Source organism: Rufibacter latericius, assembly GCF_003721515.1.
GTDB classification, from domain to species: Bacteria; Bacteroidota; Bacteroidia; order Cytophagales; family Hymenobacteraceae; genus Nibribacter; species Nibribacter latericius.
Genome location: NZ_RJJD01000013.1, coordinates 99162 through 117724, shown reverse-complemented (window position 1 = coordinate 117724; position 18563 = coordinate 99162). Strand labels below are relative to the sequence as shown.

The window sequence follows — 18563 nt, the reverse complement described above, 5'->3', positions numbered from 1 at the left end:
AACACCTTTCCCCGGCAAAGCAGGGCCGTGCCCATGGCCTTTATTTTGCCCTGGCCTGTTTTTCCATAAACAGGCCAGGGCAAAGACCACTTTGCCTTAGATATCTTTTCTGGAGAATATTCTCCTGGCCCACAGCAAGGGCGCTAACACCCACACCACCAATAACCCGAACGCCAGGGAAATTCCCCAAAGGCTGCCCAAAATGCTTTTGTACAAAGCACCGGTGTACCCCATCAGGGCCGAGACATCCAGGTTCAGCAATACCAGGATGCGGCCCAGGTCGACGGGGTTCAGGGCAGTCATCGCCAGAGTGGCGTACTCCAATGGGTAATCACCGAAGGAATACAGGATGAACAGCACAATACCATCATAAATCAATGCGAAGTAAAACCACAGCAACAGGGCAATGCCGATGCCCTTGGCCTTGTCGCGCGTGATCACCGAGGCCAGGAACGCCATCGCCACGAAGATGAAGGTGATGAAAACGCCCGTCAGCACCAGGTATACCCCCGTGAGGCTGGCCCCGAAGAGCAGGACCGGAACGCCCACCCCCACCAGAAAAGCGGCCGAGAGCGAGAAAGCCACGCCCAGGTACTCGCTCAGGAAAATCTTCCGGCGGTCTATGGGCTGGGCCACCAGCAGTTCCATGAACTCATAGGAGTTGTAAAAGTGGGTGGTGGCAAACACAACGCTGATGAGCGGCACCGTGAGCAGCACCAGGTTCAGCAGACTCAGCAAGCCCTTATCTGCACTGCCGCCCAGGTTGAACAAGCCGATGGAGAGCAACAGCAGAAACAAGGTGTAGGCGATGATGATTTTACTTCTGACGATGTCGTAAAGCACGTACTTGATGATCTTGCGCATGGCTTAGTTTTCCTCGTTCATGATTTTGGCGATGGCCCGGCTCAGGCGCTCCTCGTTGGTCTGCTCCTTCAGGCGGGCGATGGTCTCGTGGAATTTCACGCTGCCCTCCACCAGGCACAGCACCTCGTCGGCCACCTCCTCCACCTCGCTCATGATGTGCGAGGTGAGGAGGATCAGTTTCCCTTTTTTTTTCTCCCTCAGGATCTTTTCTTTCAGGATCTCGGCGGAGATGGGGTCTAGCCCGGCGGTGGGCTCATCCAACAGCAGCACCTGCGGGTCAAACATAAACGCCAGCGCCGCACTCACCTTCTGCTTGGTGCCGCCAGAGAGGGCACCCATGCGTTTGTCGTACATAGCGGGCAGCCCATATAAGCCAAGCAGTTCCTCATCCATCCCTATGCCGTCTTTGCGGATATCCCGCACCATCTCTATCACTTGCCGGATTTTCATATTCTCGGGGTAGCGCCCAATCTGGGGCATATACCCAATCTGGCTGCGGTACGCGTGTTTGTTGAGCACGCTTTCGCCGTTCAGCCGGATGTCGCCCTTGTCGGGCAGGACCATGCCCAGAATGCACTTGCCTAATGTTGTTTTACCGGCCCCGTTAGGGCCTATGATGGATATGACTTTGCCTGCCTCAAACTCAATGCTCACGTTGTTGAGCACCTGTAGCTTGCCGTAGGACTTGCGCAATTTTTCTATCGTTATCATGGTGTATCTTCTTCATCAGCGGTTGTCTGTCAACCAGTTGTTCGGGGGTAATGCTCGGCAGCACTTTCTCCAGGTTGTCCAGCAGGTCTACCATAAAGCTGCGCATGAACATCACTGCCGGCGGCACCCGCTCCACCAGCATGGAGAACAAACTTACGGGGCGGTAGGGCACATCACCCTTCTGGTCTTTGTCCAGGTCATAGCCCGTGTACTTGTCCCAGTAGTTATGCTCGAAGTGGTTTTCCTGGATGCTGCCGTTGGTGCTCACGTCAAAGGAGTTGCCGGTGAAATTATTCAGCCGGAAAGTGTCTTCTATACAAGTGGTCATCACCTTGATAGCCCAGCCGTTCCGCTCAAAATCGTTATTCTTTATATCCAGCCGGCTGGAGCTTTCCATGTGGATGGCGGTGGTGTTGCGCCGGAAAGTATTGTGGTGGATGACACTGTTGCTGATGTCCTTGAGCAGGAGGCCGTAGGAGGCCGCGCCCCAGTTCTCCTCGAAGGTGTTGTGCTCCATCCGGACACCGGTGGTGTACATCACAGCCACGCCCGCCCCATTGTTTCGGAAGGTGTTATGCGTGTACGTGTTTCCGTCCGAGAACATGAAATGCAGCCCGTAGCGCATGTTCTGGTGGCTGATGTTGCGGTGCACCTGGCTGTTCTTCACCACCTCCAGGTAAATGCCGTCGCGGTGGCCCTGCACCTCGTTGTCGGTTATCTCCACATTGTCTGTGTAGTACAGATTGATGGCGTTGCCCAGGGAAGACTCGGTCCTGTCCTTGTTCTCTCCTTTGATGGTATTCCCCTTGATTACGATCTGGTCTGAGTTTTGCAGGTAGATCGCGAAGTAGGTTTTCAGGATGGTGTTATCCAGAATTTTGATATTGCTGCGCTGAAACACCCGAATGGCGGCATCGTCTCTGGAATAGCTGGTGGCCACGTTTTTGAGGGTGAACCCCTGGATAATCACGTTATCGGCGGTTACCGCGATAAGCAGCCCCGTGAAGTTGCCATCAATGACCGGGTTGTTTTTCCCGATCAAGGTGAGGGGCTTGTCTATCTCTATCTTTGATTCTTGGTACACGCCGCCGTTCACCAGCACGGTATCGCCGGGCTTGGCCTGCAGCACCGCCTGCTTCACAGACGTAAGGGCGCAGGTTTTGCACACCATGACGTTGGCCCCTGCCGCGCTTTGGCCGGGTACTGACAGCAGCAGAATACTTGCTGCTGTCAGTACCCTTTTAGTGAAGTTTCTCATCATTCTTTACAATTGCCAGCACCTGACCCCAGGTGAGCAGCTCTGCACCCTGCTCCTGCTGTATTTTCCTGGCGGCCTCTTGCGTTGAAACGGCCAATAGGTTCATGCCCATAGGGCTGGGCAAAGCTGCGCTCCGCACGAAATGGGCGCTGTTTACCGGTATGAGTTCTGTAGGGTTTGAAAAATCAGTCACCATCAGAAAAGAGGCTTTTCGGCCTTCTTCCGGCTTACGGTTGACATAGGCCGCCAGGCATTCCACCGCGTCAAAGAAGGAAGGCTTGCCTTTGTCATTCACCAATTCGGCCCCGTACCGCACATCCGTAATGGTCATGCTGCAATGCGTGCAGTTGGCGTTGCCGTAAGGGACCGGCTTGGGCTCCGTTGAACAGGCCGTAAGCAACAAAACGGCTGGCACCAGCCAGCCATAGGGGAGGGAAAAAATTTGTTTCATGATAAAGAGGGAGTTGATTCTTTGCCCTTAGGCTTGGAGCTTAGATAATACACCAACCAGGCAAATATGACAGCCAGTAAGATACCCAGACTTCCCCAAGAGGGCAACGACAACGCATTAAAGTTGAGAAGCTGCTTACTGCCCAGCATGGGGGGGATATAGGTCATGTCCGGTACTTTGATAGGCGCCTGGGGGTTAAGGTTAGTCCCGAATTCGTGCAACCACAGGTAAAAGTCCAGTAACCCAACGGCTCCCCCCAGCATCAGCAGAACTACCCAACCTAAGATCAGTTTCCTTTTTCCCAGGAAAGCCACAATTACGCCCGTTACCATCAGAATGACTACGATGTAGGGCATGACTCTTAGTTCGGCAAAAGATTCTGGATGGATGGGCGCCATGCCGATGTAATGGTTCAGGATGTTGAAATTCTGAAGCACGCCTTCCGTACTACCGCCCAGTTTGTTAACCCAAATGTGCAGTTCCAGCCCCTCGGGGTATTGGGGGGCTTCCAGGTAGATCTTCCACATAGGGAAGAGAAACAAAAGGCCTAGCGACAAGGCGGCGAGAACCATCAATCCTCTGTGGTAAGCGGTCATCCTTTTTAGGTTAAGGTGAAATAAAAAAAAGACAGCGGAGTCTATGTAGAAACCTCCGCTGTCTTTTTAGTTTGAAGAAATTACTTACTTAAATAGGCGGAGGCCGGAGGCACCGGTTTTTTGACCCCGGTTGAGAATTTTATGGGAACGGTAGATCCCTTTTTGGAAACCCGCACGTACCCCTGCATTTCCTGGTGCAAGGCAGAGCAGAAGTCTGTACAGTAGAAGGGGAAAATACCCTCCGCTTTAGGCACCCACCGCAGGGTTTGGGTAGCACCCGGCATGATCAGCGTCTCCGCGTTGTTGGCCCCCATGATGGCAAAACCGTGCGGCACATCCCAGTCCTGCTCCAGGTTGGTTACGTGGAAGAGCACGGTGTCGCCTACCTGTATGCCTTCAATGTTATCAGGTGTGAAGTGGCTTCTGATGGAGGTCATTTTCACTTTCACCGTTTTGCCTTTACGGGTCACACTCACGCTTTTCTCGTTCTTCACGGCATCAGGGTGCGTGTTTTCGTCCAACTTGAAGAACTTGACGCTGTTAGGCGCAATCTTGCTGGCGGCAATACCCTGCGCGTAGTGCGGTTCGGCCAGGGTAGGGAAGTCCAGGAGCAGCTTCATCTTCTCCCCGCTGATGTCAATCAGTTGGGCGGAGTGCATCAACTCGGGGCCGGTGGGCAGGTAGCGGTCTTTCGTGATCTTGTTCATCGCGATGAGGTACTTGCCGTACGGTTCCTTGGTATCGCCGCCTGGGATCATTAAGTGGCCAGGGGAATAATACACGGGGATCCTGTCCTTCACCTTGAAGTCCTTCAGGCTCCATTTCACCACCTCAGAAGACACGAACATGGTGGAGTATGCATTGCCTTTCCCGTCAAACTCCGTGTGTAAGGGCCCTAAGCCCGGCTCTTTCACCTCGGCGTGCAGCACAGACTCATACTTGAACACCGGAATACCGTTCACTTCCCCGTCAAAGTCTTTGTTCTTGATGGCTTTCTGCATCTTGGAGAAAGAGAACACCGGCAGTGAAGAGGCCAGCTTGCCGTTTACCACCATAAACTCGCCAGTTGGGTCTACGTCAATGCCGTGCGGCGACTTAGGCGCCGGAATCAGGTACATCATGCCCGGGCACTCCTCCGGAAGCAGGTAACGCACCTTTTTTATTACGTTAGATTTGGCGGTATGTGAGCCATGGTCCATCTTGTTGTGGTAGTAGTTGGCGGGCATTTCGTGCGTCTTGCCTTCTTTGGCATACTTGGCCGCTAATTTCCAATTGATGGCTGCCAGGTAATCGCGGTCGTTCTGCGAGGCGCCCAGCTCCTTCAAGGTACCAGATTTCTCTGTGTTGTAGGTAGTGAAGAATACCCAGTCTTCTGATGGCCCTTTGCCGCCGTTGGCTAGATCATAGTCAAAGCCGGGCACCAGCACCTGGAAATCCAGTTTCATGTCGCCATGCCCCGGATCCATCTTTATAAAGGAAATGGATCCTCTGAACTTGTCTTTATAATCCGACAGACTTGCATCAGCGGTACCACCTTTCATGTCCAGCGGTACACTGAAGCGGGTACCCGCGATAATGTATTCGTTGTTGTTGGTGGGATAGGGCGAACAGTGGTTACCGGCAGAGTTAGGGATCTCCATGATCTCCACCGTCTCAAACGTTTTCAGGTCTATCCGGGCCACACGGGGGGTGTTGTTCCCGTTTACGAAGAGCCAGCGGCCATCCGCCGTTCCGTTCGCACGGGAAAGTTTGGGGTGGTGGAGGTCATCCCAGGGCACAAAGCCGTGCGAGGTCATCAGCATGGGCTTGGTTTCCTCATTGTAGCCGTAGCCGTTCTCGGCAAACTGGCTGAAAACCGGGATCACCTTGAGCAGCCTGCCAGAAGGAATCCCGTAAACAGACACCTGGCCGTTGAAGCCGCCTGAAAGGAACGAGTAGAGCTCGTCGTGCTTGCCAGGAGCCACATACACCGCCGTAGCAGCATCTGCGGCAATGGCGCCGTCCTTGGCATTGCCACCGCCACCCTCTCCAGAGTTACTACAGCTTTGCAGCATGGTACCGGCGGCCAACGCCACCAACAGGCCAATCTTAGGGACACTACTCTTATACTTATTGATAAGTGTTTCCATGTTTAATAGAAGGGTTACTTGTAAGGTCTACTAGCTTTTGCTGTCGTTCTGTCTCAGGTACTCCAGAATGGCCCGAGCATCAGACTCGGTAACATTCTGGTTGGTCATCTGGGTCAGGTGCTCCGCCAACAGCTTCTTAGCCTCGGGGTCTTTCTTAGTCATCTCCTCTGGGTTAACGATCATGTTCATGATCCACTCCGGCTTGCGGCGCCCCGTAACCCCCGCCAGACCCGGGCCTACTACCTTCTGATCACTCAGTTGGTGGCAGGCAGTACATTTGCCGTCAAAGATGGCTTTGCCGGTAGTGGCAAGGGCCTGGTCTATCTCCGCTCCAACTTCTACGGTTTTCACGGGGCCAACACCAAAACCGTTTTCTGCAGCCTCTTTTTCGGCTTGCGCTACAGCGTCTTCGTGAAGTGTATATTCGGGTTCGCTGGCGGTTTCCTTCTGCTCAGAAGAGCAACCAAATAAAAGAGCGGCACACATAATAACTACTGCCTGCATCCGCAGGGGAGACCTGGTTTTGTTGACGATGCTGCTGAACTGTTTTTTCATGAGAATTAGGATTAATGGTTGTTGAGCGAATTATGAAACAAAAGTAAATTCCATCGGCAGTAAAATAAAGGATGAATACATCTTTTATTTATGACATCAATCATGTTTTGATGTACTTCATCTTGCATTTCTAAGGCAAGGATACAGGCTACTTTCCCCAGAAGTGGCTCCCAGGCTCCTAAAACCAAACGAGTTATGATTCTAGGTTCATAAAGGGGCAGGAAACACTTCCCGCTACCCAGCATGAAGCAGAGGTCACCTCTGTTCAAGTAGGCCATCGCCTATTTTATACTATATTCCCTTTATTGATTTGCCTGCGGATGGAGAAAGTAAAGCAGGAAGAGGCCCGTAGGAACAGGTTTAACCGGGCGACCTGAATAAGGTGATGGGAGAAAGTCCTGTTTGGACAGGTAGATCCAAAAGGTTTCTCCTGTAGGATCATTTCGTTTCTGCACCATGGTTTTGGCCTACCCCTCTCACGATACCCTTTACCTCTGCTAGTTGATTTCTGCGGCAGATGAAACGGTGTCTACCTCAAGGGCATTGGAGGAATCTGACTCAGACTTTAACTGTGGGCTAATCTCATCTCCAGATCCAATTTCTACGCTCTCATCCGCAGTATTGCTATCGAGGTTTGAGTTTTCAGTATTGCCGCAGGCAAAAGTTAAAGTTCCGAGTGAAATAATCAATAATTTTTTCATGGGGGCTTTATTTACTTTTTTGTTTAAACGTCTTGTTGATTTTTTTGTTATGCAGGACGCCTGATGTAGGTGGAAACGGTTATCTTCTGGTAAGTACCCAAAGGGTGGGGTGCCCTGTATTCTTTCCGCCACCGGTCGGGGTAGCAGCTGGGCAGGGGAATAAGATAGCAGAAAAGGCTCAGTACCTCAAACGTAAACTATCCGTTGAAATGAAAGTGGGGGTAAAAGTAGATAGTGGAGAAGGAAACAGCTTTGAAATAGAGGTTGCTTCCGTTTTCTCAGATAGCAATAATAGGGCCTATGACGCAGGGACTTAAAGAAAAAAGCGCCAGAAAATTTAAAACGGTCTTCCTATTCCCTCATTATCAACGCACATGTCCTTATCTTTTATAGTAAGAGAAGGCACCTCCTCAGCACGCCTCAGGTATTCTTCGGTTATGAAGATGAAATTAACCCTAAGTACATGACCTATTATGATTCGGAAACAGAGAAGGTGAATTGGTGCAGGACGAGGATGCTAAGAAATATCACCAAAATACGCTGAATTACAAAGCGAAAGCCCTTGCTTCAGGAATACAAAGGCTTATACATAAGACTGCGGATTGGATTTTCCCTTACCACCTTAAACTGGGTGATGCCCCTGAGGGCCTCAAACGAAAGCTCGTGGATAAATGCGCTGTGTAATTAGCAGGAAATAAATATCCAGTTCAGAGAGTGTTATACGCTACTTGGAGGAAGAGATTGAAAGGATCATATACGATGTGTTGCAAAGGTATTTGCCCAGATTCATTGTTTAGGGAGTTTCTGCCGCTAAGTTTTGCTTCAGTTCTAGCAAATGCTAAAAATGAAGGAGGTAGCAAGAAGTTACTTTCTTCTTGCTACCTCCCGACGCTTGGCTAAGAACTTGATTCACCTTCACACACGGTACCCATTCAGCCTATCGCCATCCTATCTGAAAACAAACATAATCCGCTGGTAAGCATTATCTATCTTCCCCATATTGCTTTAGAGCATTAACATTAGCCGCTGATTGCCTTTTGTTGAAGTGGACGGGAGACGCCCTGACAATGTCCCGGTTGCCCACTTCCATCGTCATCACCCGACCCCCGTTCTTCTCGTACATCTCCACCACCAGCATCTTTTTATCCGGGATGGTGAATTTCTCCAGGCAGTACACCCGCTTCAGTTCGGACCGACCAGTGATGGTGTTCTGTCCCTCCGGATAGACGAAGATCGGCGTCACCTCCGTTTCCTGGACGGCCGTCCGCTTGCGCTGCTTTTTGTCCCGGACGTAGAATTTGATAAAGTCAATGTCATAGTTGAGGTTGCCCTTGTTTTTGGCGGTGATGGGGAAGAACAGGACGTTATCCTTGACATAGATCCCGTCCACCCCAAAGGTGATCTTGTTTTTATGCATGCCTATGCCGGAGATATAATCCCTTCGTTCAGCGATTTCATGGCTGTAGTACGCCAACTCCGCCTCATTCATGAGGACCGATTCAAACGAGACGGGCGCAGCAGTATTTAGGGAGGCAGTTAGGTAGACGGCCGGGGCGACTTTCGATTGGGACTGAACCAAGGGATTGGTAATGCCCGTATGATCCCCTCCCTCGATCTGATAGGTCAGGGAAGTGGGCTCCTCCTGGTAGCGCACGTGGAAGGAATAGAGCCGGCCGTCCTTGGTGATGACCGAGAGGTTGGTTTCCGGGAACCCCTTGGCATTGGCTTTCACCCGGAGGACGTTCTCCACCCCGGCGAACTTGTCGGCAATCACCGCGGCGGAGCCCAGGTCCACGCTGTGCACCCCGCTGGGAAAAATAAGGTTGACCGTTTTGGCATAGGAGACCCCCAGGGAAAATGATTTCAACAGCTGGGTATCCTTGAAAGGCTGCCGGTTCTGGGCCAGCGCCGAGAAGCCCGCCAAAAGGAATATACCAAGGGAAAGGAGATGCTTTTTCATGGATGCTAAGGTTAAAGTTCGGATTAAAAGTTCTCCGGGATCAGGTAGACCCGGTAATTGGCTTTCACGTGGACCCTCTCCAGCCGGGCCTTTTTGGAGGCCAGCGCCTTGACCCCGTTGATGCCACCCTGCGCGGCCTGCAGGGCCACCTGCTCGCCCACTCCTTGGGCCATCGTCACGTTGTAGCTCCCGCTGGAGGCCATGGAGCCCAGCGCCTGCTTGCCGGCTTCCCGGTCCAGGGAGCCGGGGATGGAGACCCCAGGCAGGCCGTCGCTGTCGTATACCTGCAGGGCGACCGGCAGGATCTCCTTGCCGTGCCGGATGTTCTCCACCGTAATGCCCAGGCGCTCATGCTTGACCGCTGCGACGCCGTAGACAAAGGTGTTTTTGGGGATGAGCGTGCCCTCCAGCTGGAGTTCGTTCAAGAGGCGCAGTTTCACCGTGGCCCCGGATACCACCGTCTGGTCGCTGTGGATCACTGCGCTGATGGTATTGCCGCTGACCTGGCCCTCACTGCCCCCGAGCGAATAGAAGGAATTGCCCTGCTGCCGGTTGGGTTGCCCCTCCCCTCCCCTTCCCTGGGGCAGGCTGCTGGCTACTTTGGGTTGGTGCCCGGTCACTTCCACCAGCTTCCTTTTCGGCTTCCGGGCCACGGTGTCCTGTCTCGGCCGCACGGGCTTCTCCCCGGCGAACTGGCCGCTGGCCAGGGTGCGTTGGAGGTACTGCAGGTACTGGTTGTTTCTGAGTTCCCGCTCCACGTCAACCGGGTTGGGGGCCCCATTTTGTTCTTTTTCCATCAGTTCCAACAACCGGTTCATCTTCGCCTCCGACAGGGAGGAAGTAGTGGCCGGGGTTCGGTAAAAGTCGTTTACCTTGCCGGTCAGGTGTTCGTACTCCCGGCGGTCATAGCTGGGAGTTGACCGAGGAGCAGAGCGAGGCGCGGGGGAATAGGCCAGCCCCCTGGCTTCCGGAGTTACGGCACCGGTATCCAAGCCAGGAGAAGCTGAAGCGGGGCTCACATGGTACTCCTCGAGGGAACGCATCCTTTCCGCATCCGCCTCCTGTTTTTCTTTCTGCTGGTACGCCGTCAGTTTGTCGCTGATAGCGGTTTTAAAGGTGGCTTTCGGGACTTCCGTGTTCAGGCCGCTGGCCTGCAGGGTCGCATTGGCTGCCGGGGTGCCACCACCGAAAAGGAAAAAGATGATCCCCAGAAACGGGACCACAAACACCGGCAACACCATTGCCATTTTTCGCTGGTGGAGGAATTCCGGGGAGTGTTGAATTGGGGAAGTATCCATAGTTGAAAATTTATAATTCTGGTTTTGTACCACGTGCCTTGGGTATCTGATAGAATGGCGGTCACCTGGATTCTGAAGGGCATAGAAATTCTCCGTCAACTCAGGTCCAGGCAACTCCTGATCCACTGCTCGGGAAATCATCGGATGTACCAGCCAAAGTCTCCTTGCTTAGCTTACTTTATTGAATCCAGCGATTGCATCTGTTGCTTGACGAGCGGGCGTTTAATAGAGGTAACCTTGAAACCTGAACTTCCAAACCCGGCCAAACCCGAGACCAGACAATACAGGAAGAAGCCCCCAAAAGAAAAGACAAACAGGAAAAAGTAAATCTTCTTCCGTCGGAGCGTCAAGCCCCTTTCCTTTTGCTGCAGGTATCCGACCAGGGATCCTTGGAGGGTCTTCCATTGGGATTTCACCCACTCCAAAGGGGTACTTTGCATAGCTACCGGGCTGTCACCTGTACATCCCGGTTCTCCAAGACGCGCCATTTCTCCATCAGAAAACCGTGCGGGTTATCGTCGCTCCGGGAAACATCGCGCAACTGGCATTGGGAGACCAGGGAGCGTTTGGTCTCGGAGGTAGACCGGATGATGGTCTGGGTGGCGTAGCAGCGGGCCGTATAAGGGTATTCGTTGAAATCCGTAAGCACGCTGTCAATTCTGATTTCCTGGCTCACGTTCCCCGCAATCAGGCTGGAGAAGTACCCGGCCTCCTTCAGGTTGGCGTATTCATCCTGAGCGGACTCATCACACAGGTACAGGGCCTGGTTGATGGTGTAATCGATGGCCTTTTGGTCGGGGGCCAACGTGAAGAAAAGTTCATGGAAGCGTTTGACGTGATCCCGGGCCTCCACCGGCCGGTTTTGCTTCATATCCTGGGAGATGGCCAGCATCAGGGATTTGCCATTGTCCAGGACGTATATTTTCTCCCGGGATTTCTTGGCGAAGCTAAAGGACATGTACACGACATAGACCGATAGGCAAAAGGTCAGGCCGATAAAGATGAGGAGGAACAGCCTCATTTGCTTAAAGCTGGTCTCCAGGTTGGATAGACTCTTGAACTGCATATTTTCCCCTTTCCTTAAAGTTTTTGGTACCCGGCCATGACTTGGCTGGGGGCATTCGCAAGATTCTTGGCGGCCGTCACACTTCGTCCGGCAATAGCCCCTGCCCCGGCTCCGGCCGCAGATCCGGCACTTCCCACCACGCTGGAGGAGGCATGGGTGATACTGGTCATGAACCGGCCCCCGCCGCAGGATTGCACGATCCACCCCGCCACCGTCGGCACGCAGGTATACCCGAAAATCCCGATCAGCAGAAAGACCAGGTACGCCGTATTGGTGGCGTCAAAATCTCCGCCGCTCTGCAGGTCCGCGATATCTTTCTGCAGCATGAGCACATTGATTTTGGAGATAATGGCTCCGAAAATATTAGCGACCGGTAACCAGAGGAACACATTGATGTACCGGGCGATCCAGTTGGTTAGGGTGCCGTGAAAACCGTCGAAAACCGCCAAACCGAAAGAGATCGGGCCGATAATCGCCATCACGATCAGGAAAAAGGTCCGGATGGTATCCAGCACCAGGCTGGCCGCCTCGTACAGCACAATGAGTACTTCTTTAAACCATTCTCTTACATTCGTTTGTAACTGGTACATGGCCCGTTCCGTGTACATTCCGGTCATTCCACCGACGTCAATAGGGTTTAGTTCCTCTAATTTCTTTTCAAATTCTGCATCATCGACCATCCAGCCTTTCCCCTCCTTTTTCATGCTTGCTTCCTCCAGTTTGGTCAGCTGTTCCTGGAACTCCCGTACTTGGACGTTCTGGGTGTCTACCAAGGCCCCCGTGGCCGTGGCCACCGGATTCAGAATGCCATTCAACGCCCCGATGACCAGCGGGAAAAGCAGGATGCACCAGCCGATGGCGAAAGGCCGAAGCAAAGGGTAAAAATCAATCGGCTCATTGTTGGCCATGTGCCGCCACACGCGGTTGGCGATGTAGAAGATTGCCCCTAGGCCGGCGATCCCCCGGGCCACCCCGATCAGGGAACCGCACAAGGGCAGCATTTCCTCATACAGCTGCCGGAGGATCTCGTGTAAGCTCAGCCATTCGTCGTTCATGCCGCTCTCCCTTTCTTCGTTACTGGGCTAAGCCGTATAAGCGCAGCACCCCTTCGGTATTGTTTTTCTTTTTCGCGCGCAGGTAGGAAACGGAGATGTTCTTGTTTGTATAATACTGGACCAGCGCCTTGTGCTGCCTGACCTTCTCGAAGGTGGTGTTGATCATGTCCAGCCGTTCCTTGTCGGTCAGGCTCAGGCTGCTCGCCTTGGCCCCCAGGTTCAGGTCGTCCACCAGGCGGGAGCTTTCCGCCAAGAGCTTGCCGTACCCATCGGTAATGTAATCCACTTCCGCCGGGGAGAAGTTCTTGTCCATCCGGAAACGGCTGATGTTCGTGCCGTACAGGTCCACGATCTCGGCGGTGAGTTGCAGGGTTTCGTAGATTTTCTGATACTCCGCCACGGTCGTGCTCACCCTTTTCAGGCCATCGTACCACTCTTTCCCCTGGTTGTAGATCTTGGAGGTTTCCTGGAAGGTCCGCACCAGTTCGTACTTCTGCTGAATCTGTTCCGTTATGTTCGTGATCTGTTGCAGGGCCCGCTGGGTGAAAGCCGTCGGATCGGCTACCACGAATTGCGCGGAGGCGGTAAAGTTTAAAAGCACCCAAAACGCCCCGATGAAAATTACCTTTTTCATACTTCCTCCTGTTTAAGTTTTTCCTCTATGCATTACTCCGTCATTTCTCCGATACCCGGCGATACTTGCCGCCACTGCCAAACACAATCATGTCCTCATTTTCGATGTACATGATATCCATGGGCACCCCTACATTCATTCTAATTACATTGTTTGCTTCATCCCAAACCCCAGGCACCGTTTTTTTACCTTGCTGAATCAGGAAGTTTTCCCCGTTTCTTGTGATGATGGTGTGATCCCTTCCCTCGCTTTGTACCGACTTCCATTCGCCAATAAATTTATCAGCATCATCAGTCGCCAGCGGTAGTTCCTCGTCTGGGTCAGAACCGTCTTTGGTGGGCTCGGAGCGGGACTCGGCGGTAGGGTCCGTTGCCGAAGCGGGGGTTTCCGGTTGCGAAGAACAGGCAGCCAGCAGAAAGAGGGCCAATCCTACGACATAGCATTTGGTTTTTGGCAATTGGGGCTTTTTCATGGTGCAGAAGTTAGGTTATACAGATGCGTACTCAACTGGCTCGGGCGAGGTTCGCCATTTCCGTGATCGCTGCCTCCATATTCCCTTTCCGCTCCGCCAATTCCAGCAGCTTTACTTTTTCGGTTTCCTCGGTTGTGTAGGTAAAATATTCCTCCGGGGAAACCTCGGTCGCATACACGGCGCTCTTGACCCCTCCCAGCCCGATCCACACCTCTTTGTAGCGGCGTCGGGGATTGTTGTCCAGGTTGATGGACAGCACCTGTTCTTTTTCCTTCTCGGAGAGGCCCAGCAGGTTCTGGATCTGATCGAACTTGTTGAGGTACTTGCGCTGGTCGAGCAGGATCTTACAATCCGAGTTATTGATGATGGTGTCTTTCACGATGGGGGAATGGATGATGTCGTCCACCTCCTGGGTCACGACCACCGCCTCCCCGAAGAATTTACGGACGGTCTTGAAGAGGTATTTGATGTATTCGGCCATCCCTTCCTTGGCGATCGCTTTCCAGGCCTCTTCTATCAGGATCATTTTCCGGACTCCCTTCAGGCGGCGCATCTTGTTGATAAAGGTCTCCATGATGATCAGGGTCACCACCGGGAACAGGATCTTGTGGTCTTTGATGTTATCCAATTCAAAGACGATGAACCGCTTATTCAAGAGGTCTAATTCCTTCTCCGAGTTGAGCAGGTAGTCGTATTCCCCCCCTTCGTAATAGGGCGCCAGGACATTGATGAAGTTGTCGAGGTCAAAGTCTTTTTCCCTTACCTTTTTCTCCTCCAGGATCTTGCGGTAGGCACCGTTCACAAACTCATAGAAGGTGTTGAAGCCGGGGGTGATATCCGTTCTTTCCCTTAGGGCCACCAGGTAATAGTTCACCGCGTTGGACAGGGCCACCTCCTCGGCCCGGGTTGGGATATCGGTGTCTTTTTTCCAGAGGGTCAGGATCAGGGTTTTGATGCTTTCCTTTTTTTCGATATCAAATAGTCCGTCCTCGGTGTAGAAAGGGTTGAAGCTGATGGGGTTTTCCTCGGTGTACGTCAGGTACACGCCATCCTGTCCCTTCGTTTGCCGGTTGATCAGGTGGCACAGCCCTAAATAGGAGTTCCCGGTATCGACCAGCAGCACATGGGTTCCCTGTTCATAGTATTGCTTCACCATGTGGTTGGTGAAGAAGGATTTACCGGAGCCCGAGGGGCCTAGGATGAACTTGTTCCGATTCGTGGTGTAGCCTTTTTTCATCGGCTCATCGGAGATGTCCACCAGAATGGGCTTACCGCTCATGCGGTCCACCATTTTCAGCCCAAACGGGCTGCTGGAGGAAAGGTAGTTGGTTTCGTGGTTGAGAAAGCAGCAGGCTTGCTCCAGGAACGTGTAAAACGTTTCCTCACTGGGGCAATCGGAGGCATTCCCGGGAATTCCCGCCCAGTACAGGGAAGGCAGGTCCTTGGTGTTCAGGCGGGGCTTGCAGTCCATGGCCGCAATCCCAGCCGAGGTCAGGTTGCGGTACTCTTTCAGCTGCTCGGGGTCTTCCGACCACAGCAGCACGTTGAAATGGGCCCGGACTGAGGTTTGGTTGAAGCTGAGGGCCTCGTTCAGATACTGGTCGTACCACTCTTTGTTCACGGCGTTCTCCCGGCTATACAAGGCCAGGGAATTCAGGTTGCGGGCCTTGCGCTCGAATTCCCGCAGGTTCTCGGTGTGGTCGTCGAGGAAGATGTATTGGTTATACAGATGGTTGCAGGACAGCAGCAAACCCACGGGCGAGGCAAATCCCAGGTGGCAGCTGCTCTTATCGGTGCTAAGGCGCTCATACCGTTTTTCGGTACTGACCGCGCCGGGCAGATCCTCCAGGTGGGAGAGGGTGAACAGGTTGAAATGGTTCGCCCCGATCTGCAGGCCCTGGGAGAAATCAAGGTCAGACAACAAAGGCTGGTTTTCCTGGCTCACGGCCAAGTATCTTTCGATGATCCCCGCTTTCCCCGCCGAGCCCAGGATCTCCGTCTCCGTCAGGCGGACCAGACCTACCGCCCCGCCATCGGTCAGGATGCGCTGGAACTGGCTGACCGTATCAAAAAAGGCAGTGAGGACCTGGGGCGAGTCTATCTCCTTCGGGATGAGCTTTCCCCGCACGAGGGAACCCCATAGGCTGTTTTTCCTGGCTTTCTCCGGGTAGGAAAGGGTCAAGAAGAGGTAGCAGTAATGGTGCAGGTAGGGGCGTTCGTTGAAATGGCGCTCAAAGGCCCGATCCAGGAAGCTTAAATTCTCCTGGCCGAAATCCGGACGGTACCTTTCCTCCACAAACCAATCCTGCTTGTGGACGATGGTGTATTTGGGGAGGATCCGCAGGGCCTTGATCCACGATTGGTGCAGGCTTTCATACTCCGGTTGGGAAAGGGTGAAAATCTCCTTCAGGTCCACCCGGAAGCACACCGTGATCTCGGCAAACTTGTTGATGATACAATCGTGCTCCACCTTGTACAAAGGCAGTTTCGATTCGAGGGTATCCGACTTGTATACAACGCCCATAACCTACCGCTTTTTCTTATACCGTAACACTCTTAAAAACTTCCCCTGGTTGATCAGGTAGTTCGGCCGTCGGCGGGCCGCCGCGTTTTTCATAAACCCATGCTCGCCGTAGACCCGGTTCCATTTGAAGACAAAATGGAATAACAAGCTGGTCGCCCCAATGGCCACGGCCGTGCACCCGTAGAGGTTGACCCCGAGGATGTAGAGGATGGTGAAGGCCAGGAAGATGCCCAACAACCCGGCCGCAAAATACACCAGGTACTGCGCCTTCAACCCCTTGAATTCGACCGGCTTGTTAATCCCCTTGTTGATGTGGTAACTGGCCAAGGGAACAGGATTCTAGAGGAAAAACGACCGCAGCACCGTCGCGACGATCACCAGGAAGATGCAGCTGCCAAACCATCCCGCCGCCACTTTCTGGGTATCGGGATCGCCGCTGTTCCATTTGGAGTACACCTTCACCCCCCCGATCAGGCCCAGCACCGCCCCTACCGCATACATCAGTTTCGTGGCCGGGTCAAAATAGCTGGTCACTTCCGCCGTGGCCGCCTCAATGCCGGCCGCGCCGTTCCCCTGGGCAAATACCTCCGGGGCGATCCCTGCCAGGGTTACCACGGCCAAAGCCCATCCTACCTGTCTTTTCGCTACTCGTTTCATGTTTCTAGAAGTTTGAGGGTTAAAAAATGAAGGGTTACATTATCTTATTCATCAGCTTGGTCATGTCCACATCGGCAAAGGAATCCTTGATCACTTGTTCCCCTCTCACCGTCTCTTCTTCGGCTGCTTCGTACCACCTGGCCCCGATCAGGGAATCCAGCTTTTCCCGGGCCCGGGCATTGCCGGAAAGGAGGGATTGGAGGAGCAGGGTATCCTCAATCAAATCCAGGTTTTTGGACAGCTCCCCTTTTTCACGGCCGGAAATATCCTCCTGCTGGAGAAGCTCCATGGTCCGGCTAAGCTCCTGCACCGAAATCCCACCCGTTTCCACTTCCGGGGATTCCGCGGCCTCGAAGGGGATAAATTGTTTTTCCAGGTCTACCTCCTCCCCGAAAAGCAACTCTTCTCCCTCCCCAAGCCCCTCCCCTACTGGGTACTCTTCCTCTTGGTACTCTTCTTCCTGGTATTCCTCCTCCAGATATTCTTCCTCCAGATATTCTTCTTCCTGATCCTGCACGTCAAACCCTTCCGGCCCTTGGTCATATTGAGCGGTCAAATCATTTGGGGTGCCCGACGCAGAGACGTGAGACAGGCTATGGCCATAATCAGGCGTACTGCCCACCGCCGAGAAAGTCGGCACCGGGGAATTGGCAGGAGCGGGAACCAGGCCGTCCGCTTTCCGCTTCTTCCCGAGCATTGCCAGCACCTCTGCCCGGTAATACACCGCCCCTACCCCGAGATAGTAGACGGTGACCGCGCCTAACACGAAAAAGCAGAATTGTCCCCAGGTAATGCCTTCAAACATAATCGTAACATTTTGGCCTGTTGGGCCGGGATAACGAACGCACTTCCTGCCGGTTCTTACGCCGTGAAGTACTTGGAATAGTTTCGTGAACGTGCTGTCTGCCGCGGATTTCAGGTTTCAGGTTAAAGGTGGTGGCTTCCGGTATGTGTCGCCAATATATTTATAATATAAATACTTTAGAAGCTATACGGTAACAAATATTTATGGGATAAATATTTTTAACAATTTTTAAATTTGTTCTTCGGTTTACAATTGGTAAAAAAAAGAGGCTACCCGGGGATTTCCCCATGGTAGCCTCTGCCTGGCAATGCTTGGGAAAGCTTAGCTTCCCAGGTGCTTTCCGTATAGTTCTTTGATCTGGGCTTCGTATTGCTCGAAGTGTTCCTCCAGCACATTCTCCAGATAATCAGCGAGGGCGATTTTCTTGTCCGTGAAGGCCAGGATCCTCCTTAATTTGTTGTGGTGGGTTTCCGAGATGTAGGCCCGGGCTTCTTTGCGGCCCGGGGTAGCTTGAAGGAAACGCCCGTATTCCCAACGCTTTCCCTGGGATTTGGCGGTAGCGGCCGGTTTCGGTTCTTTCTTTCCTTTGCTTTCCCCCTCGCCTGGTTCCAGGGTGCTTGCCGGGGCTTCCCTCCTCTCGGGTTCCGGCGTAGCCTTGTTTTCCAACGGAGGGACTTCCTCCGGGGGTAAGGGCTCAGTAGGCGCCGACGGTTGCGGAGCCGCTGACGGTTCGGGGGCCGCCTCTTTGTTTCTGTTCAAACCGCTGATGCTTCCAATCAGGAGACTTTCATCAAATGCTGGGCTCTTTCTGTTCTTTGCCATCTTGT

At 53.1% G+C, this 18563-nt stretch carries 19 protein-coding genes; all 19 read right to left on the bottom strand.

The window, feature by feature from the left end:
* Positions 1–96: 96 nt before the first annotated feature.
* The 19 genes from EFB08_RS17270 to EFB08_RS17165 all read right to left on the bottom strand — a co-directional run bounded on the left by EFB08_RS17270 (position 97) and on the right by EFB08_RS17165 (position 18558).
* Entirely contained in the window at positions 97–864 is a 768-nt protein-coding gene (locus tag EFB08_RS17270) for an ABC transporter permease subunit (RefSeq protein WP_123128214.1), read from the bottom strand.
* A 3-nt stretch (positions 865–867) separates the two neighbouring features.
* Positions 868–1575, bottom strand: coding sequence for an ABC transporter ATP-binding protein (locus tag EFB08_RS17265; RefSeq protein ID WP_123128213.1), 708 nt, complete (start codon positions 1573–1575; stop codon positions 868–870).
* Positions 1508–2836, bottom strand: a complete 1329-nt coding sequence (locus EFB08_RS17260) for a nitrous oxide reductase family maturation protein NosD (RefSeq protein WP_227006385.1) — start codon at positions 2834–2836, stop codon at positions 1508–1510. The genes EFB08_RS17265 and EFB08_RS17260 overlap by 68 nt, the downstream gene beginning before the upstream one ends.
* Positions 2817–3284 (bottom strand): nitrous oxide reductase accessory protein NosL, encoded by a 468-nt coding sequence (locus EFB08_RS17255; RefSeq protein WP_123128211.1) that lies wholly within the window; start codon positions 3282–3284, stop codon positions 2817–2819. The genes EFB08_RS17260 and EFB08_RS17255 overlap by 20 nt, the downstream gene beginning before the upstream one ends.
* Positions 3281–3880 (bottom strand): hypothetical protein, encoded by a 600-nt coding sequence (locus EFB08_RS17250; RefSeq protein ID WP_123128210.1) that lies wholly within the window; start codon positions 3878–3880, stop codon positions 3281–3283. Before EFB08_RS17250 ends, EFB08_RS17255 begins: the two co-directional genes overlap by 4 nt.
* An 80-nt stretch (positions 3881–3960) precedes the next feature.
* A complete protein-coding gene (gene nosZ, locus EFB08_RS17245) occupies positions 3961–6009 on the bottom strand; it encodes a Sec-dependent nitrous-oxide reductase (protein WP_123128209.1) in 2049 nt (682 codons plus the stop codon).
* Between the two features lie 30 nt (positions 6010–6039).
* Positions 6040–6564, bottom strand: coding sequence for a c-type cytochrome (locus EFB08_RS17240; protein WP_227006384.1), 525 nt, complete (start codon positions 6562–6564; stop codon positions 6040–6042).
* A 497-nt stretch (positions 6565–7061) separates the two neighbouring features.
* A complete protein-coding gene (locus EFB08_RS17235; RefSeq protein WP_123128208.1) occupies positions 7062–7265 on the bottom strand; it encodes a hypothetical protein in 204 nt (67 codons plus the stop codon).
* Between the two features lie 982 nt (positions 7266–8247).
* Positions 8248–9225 (bottom strand): conjugative transposon protein TraN, encoded by a 978-nt coding sequence (gene traN / locus EFB08_RS17220; protein ID WP_123128205.1) that lies wholly within the window; start codon positions 9223–9225, stop codon positions 8248–8250.
* A gap of 23 nt (positions 9226–9248) precedes the next feature.
* Entirely contained in the window at positions 9249–10523 is a 1275-nt protein-coding gene (gene traM / locus EFB08_RS17215; protein ID WP_165864946.1) for a conjugative transposon protein TraM, read from the bottom strand.
* A gap of 442 nt (positions 10524–10965) precedes the next feature.
* Complete coding sequence (traK, locus tag EFB08_RS17205) at positions 10966–11589, bottom strand: conjugative transposon protein TraK (RefSeq protein ID WP_123128202.1); 624 nt, start codon at positions 11587–11589, stop codon at positions 10966–10968.
* A gap of 14 nt (positions 11590–11603) precedes the next feature.
* Positions 11604–12644: a conjugative transposon protein TraJ gene (gene traJ / locus EFB08_RS17200; protein ID WP_123128201.1), complete on the bottom strand. Its 1041-nt coding sequence runs from the start codon at positions 12642–12644 to the stop codon at positions 11604–11606.
* Positions 12645–12663: 19 nt separating this feature from the next.
* The gene (locus EFB08_RS17195) at positions 12664–13278 is read right to left on the bottom strand and encodes a hypothetical protein (protein WP_123128200.1); all 615 of its coding nucleotides are present in this window, start codon (positions 13276–13278) and stop codon (positions 12664–12666) included.
* A 40-nt stretch (positions 13279–13318) separates the two neighbouring features.
* Positions 13319–13750 (bottom strand): hypothetical protein, encoded by a 432-nt coding sequence (locus EFB08_RS17190; RefSeq protein WP_125077774.1) that lies wholly within the window; start codon positions 13748–13750, stop codon positions 13319–13321.
* 31 nt (positions 13751–13781) lie between these two features.
* On the bottom strand, positions 13782–16274 hold the full coding sequence (locus EFB08_RS17185) for a TraG family conjugative transposon ATPase (protein ID WP_123128198.1): 2493 nt from the start codon (positions 16272–16274) through the stop codon (positions 13782–13784).
* Between the two features lie 3 nt (positions 16275–16277).
* Complete coding sequence (locus tag EFB08_RS17180) at positions 16278–16601, bottom strand: DUF4133 domain-containing protein (RefSeq protein WP_123128197.1); 324 nt, start codon at positions 16599–16601, stop codon at positions 16278–16280.
* Between the two features lie 12 nt (positions 16602–16613).
* On the bottom strand, positions 16614–16931 hold the full coding sequence (locus EFB08_RS17175; RefSeq protein ID WP_123128196.1) for a DUF4134 domain-containing protein: 318 nt from the start codon (positions 16929–16931) through the stop codon (positions 16614–16616).
* Between the two features lie 34 nt (positions 16932–16965).
* Entirely contained in the window at positions 16966–17736 is a 771-nt protein-coding gene (locus EFB08_RS17170) for a hypothetical protein (protein ID WP_123128195.1), read from the bottom strand.
* 321 nt (positions 17737–18057) lie between these two features.
* On the bottom strand, positions 18058–18558 hold the full coding sequence (locus EFB08_RS17165) for a DUF3408 domain-containing protein (RefSeq protein WP_165864945.1): 501 nt from the start codon (positions 18556–18558) through the stop codon (positions 18058–18060).
* Between the last annotated feature and the right edge of the window lie 5 nt (positions 18559–18563).